Genomic DNA, 5,645 nt, shown 5'->3' with positions numbered 1-5,645 from the left:
GGTGCGTCCGTTCCTTGAGAACTCAACAGCGTGCACATTGTCAAATGCCAATTTTTACCTCGGGCACTGGCTGGCAGTTTTTTTGTTGGTTGGTGTTTGGGTTCCTTTGGGAAATTGATTTAAACAGATTGCAAGTCAGTAATGATTTGTTCTGTCAGTGTCAAACTTGATGCCTGGCTGCTTTGGTGGTTGGGTGTTGTAATTTTTTTACGGAGAGTTTGATCCTGGCTCAGGACGAACGCTGGCGGCGTGCTTAACACATGCAAGTCGAACGATGAAGGGGAGCTTGCTTCTTGGATTAGTGGCGAACGGGTGAGTAACACGTGAGTAACCTGCCCTTGACTCTGGGATAACTGCGGGAAACTGTAGCTAATACCGGATATGACCCTCCGCTGCATGGTGAGGGGGTGGAAAGATTTTTTGGTCAAGGATGGACTCGCGGCCTATCAGCTTGTTGGTGAGGTAATGGCTCACCAAGGCGACGACGGGTAGCCGGCCTGAGAGGGTGACCGGCCACACTGGGACTGAGACACGGCCCAGACTCCTACGGGAGGCAGCAGTGGGGAATATTGCACAATGGGCGAAAGCCTGATGCAGCAACGCCGCGTGAGGGATGACGGCCTTCGGGTTGTAAACCTCTTTTAGTAGGGAAGAAGCGAAAGTGACGGTACCTGCAGAAAAAGCACCGGCTAACTACGTGCCAGCAGCCGCGGTAATACGTAGGGTGCAAGCGTTGTCCGGAATTATTGGGCGTAAAGAGCTCGTAGGCGGTTTGTCGCGTCTGCTGTGAAATCCGGAGGCTCAACCTCCGGCCTGCAGTGGGTACGGGCAGACTAGAGTGCGGTAGGGGAGATTGGAATTCCTGGTGTAGCGGTGGAATGCGCAGATATCAGGAGGAACACCGATGGCGAAGGCAGATCTCTGGGCCGTAACTGACGCTGAGGAGCGAAAGCATGGGGAGCGAACAGGATTAGATACCCTGGTAGTCCATGCCGTAAACGTTGGGAACTAGATGTAGGGGCCATTCCACGGTTTCTGTGTCGCAGCTAACGCATTAAGTTCCCCGCCTGGGGAGTACGGCCGCAAGGCTAAAACTCAAAGGAATTGACGGGGGCCCGCACAAGCGGCGGAGCATGCGGATTAATTCGATGCAACGCGAAGAACCTTACCAAGGCTTGACATATACCGGAAAAGTGCAGAAATGTGCTCCCCGTAAGGTCGGTATACAGGTGGTGCATGGTTGTCGTCAGCTCGTGTCGTGAGATGTTGGGTTAAGTCCCGCAACGAGCGCAACCCTCGTTCTATGTTGCCAGCACGTTATGGTGGGAACTCATAGGAGACTGCCGGGGTCAACTCGGAGGAAGGTGGGGATGACGTCAAATCATCATGCCCCTTATGTCTTGGGCTTCACGCATGCTACAATGGCCGGTACAAAGGGCTGCGATACCGTAAGGTGGAGCGAATCCCAAAAAGCCGGTCTCAGTTCGGATTGAGGTCTGCAACTCGACCTCATGAAGTCGGAGTCGCTAGTAATCGCAGATCAGCAACGCTGCGGTGAATACGTTCCCGGGCCTTGTACACACCGCCCGTCAAGTCATGAAAGTCGGTAACACCCGAAGCCAGTGGCCTAACCCTTGTGGGAGGAGCTGTCGAAGGTGGGATCGGTGATTAGGACTAAGTCGTAACAAGGTAGCCGTACCGGAAGGTGCGGCTGGATCACCTCCTTTCTAAGGAGCATGTGCCGTCCGGTCTGTATACAGCCGGGTGAGCGGCCAAGCCGGTTCAGGAGCGGATGTCTTCTGCTGGCGCTCATGGGTGGAACATTTGATATGGTGCGGAGCCGGTTGGTTCTTGTCTAGTACGTCTCATTTGTGGGATTGGAACGGGGAGGGTCGGGTTGGTTTCGTGCATGCACGCTGTTGGGTCCTGAAGGGCCGGGCCTCGCCAAGAGTTTTGGTGGGTGGCTGACCTTCTGGGCCTTTTCCTGTTGGCATGTATCGCTGCGGGGATTGGTGCCGACCGTACGTTGAGAACTACACAGTGGACGCGAGCATCTTAGAAACGTCGCCTTTCGGGGCGCGTTTCAGAAAGATCGATGCATCTCATCGTTGATGGGGTGCGATAGATCATTGGTCTGCGCTTTATGCGCACGATCGATTCAACTCATGTGATTTCAAGTTTCTAAGAGCAAACGGTGGATGCCTTGGCATCTGGAGCCGAAGAAGGACGTAGTAATCTGCGATAAGCCTCGGGGAGTTGATAAACGAACTGTGATCCGAGGATGTCCGAATGGGGAAACCCCGCCAGGCCTTTCGAGTGACCTGGTGACTCCCGCCTGAATATATAGGGCGGGTAGAGGGAACGTGGGGAAGTGAAACATCTCAGTACCCACAGGAAGAGAAAACAAAATGTGATTCCGTTAGTAGTGGCGAGCGAACGCGGATGAGGCTAAACCGATGATGTGTGATAGCCGGCGGGCGTTGCATTGTCGGGGTTGTGGGACTTTTCTGGTGTTGCTGCCGCGGCACCGAACGTTACAGCGCAATATAGACGAAAAGGTTTGAATGCCTTGCCGTAGACGGTGCGAGCCCGGTAGTCGAAATGTTGTTATGGCGTGAAGAGTATCCCAAGTAGCACGGGGCCCGAGAAATCCCGTGTGAATCTGTCAGGACCACCTGATAAGCCTAAATACTCCCAGATGACCGATAGCGGACAAGTACCGTGAGGGAAAGGTGAAAAGTACCCCGGGAGGGGAGTGAAATAGTACCTGAAACCGTTTGCTTACAAGCCGTCGGAGCACCCTTGTTGGTGTGACGGCGTGCCTTTTGAAGAATGAGCCTGCGAGTTAGTGATATGTGGCGAGGTTAACCCGGGTGGGGTAGCCGTAGCGAAAGCGAGTCTGAATAGGGCGATTCAGTCGCATGTCCTAGACCCGAAGCGAAGTGATCTATCCATGGCCAGGTTGAAGCGACGGTAAGACGTCGTGGAGGACCGAACCCACTTCAGTTGAAAATGGAGGGGATGAGCTGTGGATAGGGGTGAAAGGCCAATCAAACTTCGTGATAGCTGGTTCTCTCCGAAATGCATTTAGGTGCAGCGTTGCGTGTTTCTTGCCGGAGGTAGAGCTACTGGATGGCCGATGGGCCCCAAAAGGTTACTGACGTCAGCCAAACTCCGAATGCCGGTAAGTGAGAGCGCAGCAGTGAGACGGTGGGGGATAAGCTTCATCGTCGAGAGGGAAACAACCCAGATCACCAACTAAGGTCCCTAAGCGCGTGCTAAGTGGGAAAGGATGTGGAGTTGCACAGACAACCAGGAGGTTGGCTTAGAAGCAGCCACCCTTGAAAGAGTGCGTAATAGCTCACTGGTCAAGTGATTCCGCGCCGACAATGTAACGGGGCTCAAGCACGCCACCGAAGTTGTGGCATTGACATTAGTGGTAGGCCTTCGTGGTCCAGCCGTGTTGATGGGTAGGAGAGCGTCGTGTGGCCAGTGAAGCGGCGGGGTGACCCAGCCGTGGAGGCCACACGAGTGAGAATGCAGGCATGAGTAGCGAAAGACGGGTGAGAAACCCGTCCTCCGGAAGACCAAGGGTTCCAGGGCCAGGCTAATCCGCCCTGGGTAAGTCGGGACCTAAGGCGAGGCCGACAGGCGTAGTCGATGGACAACGGGTTGATATTCCCGTACCGCAGAAGAACCGCCCAAGCTAATCCAGTAATGCTAAGTATCTGAATCCCCTGTGACGGATCCCTTCGGGGTGATGCGTGGGGGCCTAGCGTACGACCCTATTCTGGTGCGGTTAGCGTATTAACAGGTGTGACGCAGGAAGGTAGCCGAGCCGGGCGATGGTTGTCCCGGTCCAAGAATGTAGGCCGAGGGATAGGCAAATCCGTTCCTCATACAGGCTGAGACTCGATAGATAGTCCGTAGGGACGAATTCGGTGATCCTATGCTGCCAAGAAAAGCATCGACGCGAGGTTCCATGCGCCCGTACCCCAAACCGACTCAGGTGGTCAGGTAGAGAATACTAAGGAGATCGAGAGAATCGTGGTTAAGGAACTCGGCAAAATGCCCCCGTAACTTCGGGAGAAGGGGGGCCTGACACGTGTACCCACTTGCTGGGGAAGCGTGGTAGGGCCGCAGAGACCAGTGGGAAGCGACTGTTTACTAAAAACACAGGTCCGTGCCAAGTCGCAAGACGATGTATACGGACTGACGCCTGCCCGGTGCTGGAAGGTTAAGAGGAACGGTTAGCCGTAAGGCGAAGCTGAGAATTTAAGCCCCAGTAAACGGCGGTGGTAACTATAACCATCCTAAGGTAGCGAAATTCCTTGTCGGGTAAGTTCCGACCTGCACGAATGGCGTAACGACTTCCCAGCTGTCTCAACCGCGAACTCGGCGAAATTGCACTACGAGTAAAGATGCTCGTTACGCGCAGAAGGACGGAAAGACCCCGTGACCTTTACTATAGCTTGGTATTGGTGTTCGGTGTGGCTTGTGTAGGATAGGTGGGAGACGGTGAAGCTTGGACGCTAGTTCAGGTGGAGTCATTGTTGAAATACCACTCTGGTCACTCTGGATATCTAACTTCGAACCGTGATCCGGTTCAGGGACAGTGCCTGGTGGGTAGTTTAACTGGGGCGGTTGCCTCCCAAAAAGTAACGGAGGCGCCCAAAGGTTCCCTCAACCTGGTTGGCAATCAGGTGTCGAGTGTAAGTGCACAAGGGAGCTTGACTGTGAGACTGACAGGTCGAGCAGGGACGAAAGTCGGGACTAGTGATCCGGCAGTGGCTTGTGGAAGCGCTGTCGCTCAACGGATAAAAGGTACCTCGGGGATAACAGGCTGATCTTGCCCAAGAGTCCATATCGACGGCATGGTTTGGCACCTCGATGTCGGCTCGTCGCATCCTGGGGCTGGAGTAGGTCCCAAGGGTTGGGCTGTTCGCCCATTAAAGCGGTACGCGAGCTGGGTTTAGAACGTCGTGAGACAGTTCGGTCCCTATCCTCTGCGCGCGTAGGAAATTTGAGAAGATCTATCCCTAGTACGAGAGGACCGGGATGGACGAACCTCTGGTGTGTCAGTTGTTCCGCCAGGAGCACCGCTGATTAGCTACGTTCGGAACGGATAACCGCTGAAAGCATCTAAGCGGGAAGCCGGCTTCAAGATGAGATTTCCATCCCTTCGGGGGAGAGGCTCCCAGTAGACGACTGGGTTGATAGGCAGGACGTGGAAGAGCGGACTAAAGACGCTCGTAGCTGACCTGTACTAATAAGCCGACAACTTGATAACACTTCATGTTTTGATGGCATGTTCGCGTCCACTGCGTGGTTCCCAACAGACGGTCCACACACAACCACACCCCAGGGTGTGCATAATCACACAGAATAATTACACAGACGAACACGCATATGTGTTCCACCATGACCACACCACCCCTACCAGGCATGAGCGGGGGTTGGTGGACAGAGTTACGGCGGCCATAGCGAGAGGGAAACGCCCGGTCACATTCCGAACCCGGAAGCTAAGACTCTCAGCGCCGATGGTACTGCAAGGGTGACCTTGTGGGAGAGTAGGACACCGCCGGACAACCATTACACGGATGGCCACCCCCACAGGGGGTGGCCATCCGCAGTTAACCCACCAT

General features: G+C 54.6%; 3 rRNA genes. All 3 read left to right on the top strand.

The features are described 5' to 3' along the window. Window positions 1-206: 206 nt before the first annotated feature. Window positions 207-1,727: ribosomal RNA gene (locus CLV54_RS17295) — 16S ribosomal RNA — on the top strand. A gap of 444 nt (window positions 1,728-2,171) precedes the next feature. After that, window positions 2,172-5,290, top strand: a 23S ribosomal RNA gene (locus CLV54_RS17290). A 180-nt stretch (window positions 5,291-5,470) separates the two neighbouring features. Continuing rightward, window positions 5,471-5,587 (top strand): 5S ribosomal RNA (gene rrf, locus CLV54_RS17285). The 16S, 23S and 5S rRNA genes sit together here, the layout of an rRNA operon. The last annotated feature ends 58 nt before the right edge of the window (window positions 5,588-5,645 follow it).

This window comes from Compostimonas suwonensis, from assembly GCF_002797855.1.
Lineage (GTDB): Bacteria > Actinomycetota > Actinomycetes > Actinomycetales > Microbacteriaceae > Compostimonas > Compostimonas suwonensis.
Note: the sequence above shows the minus strand (reverse complement) of the source record. Positions and strands in the feature narration are given on the sequence as shown.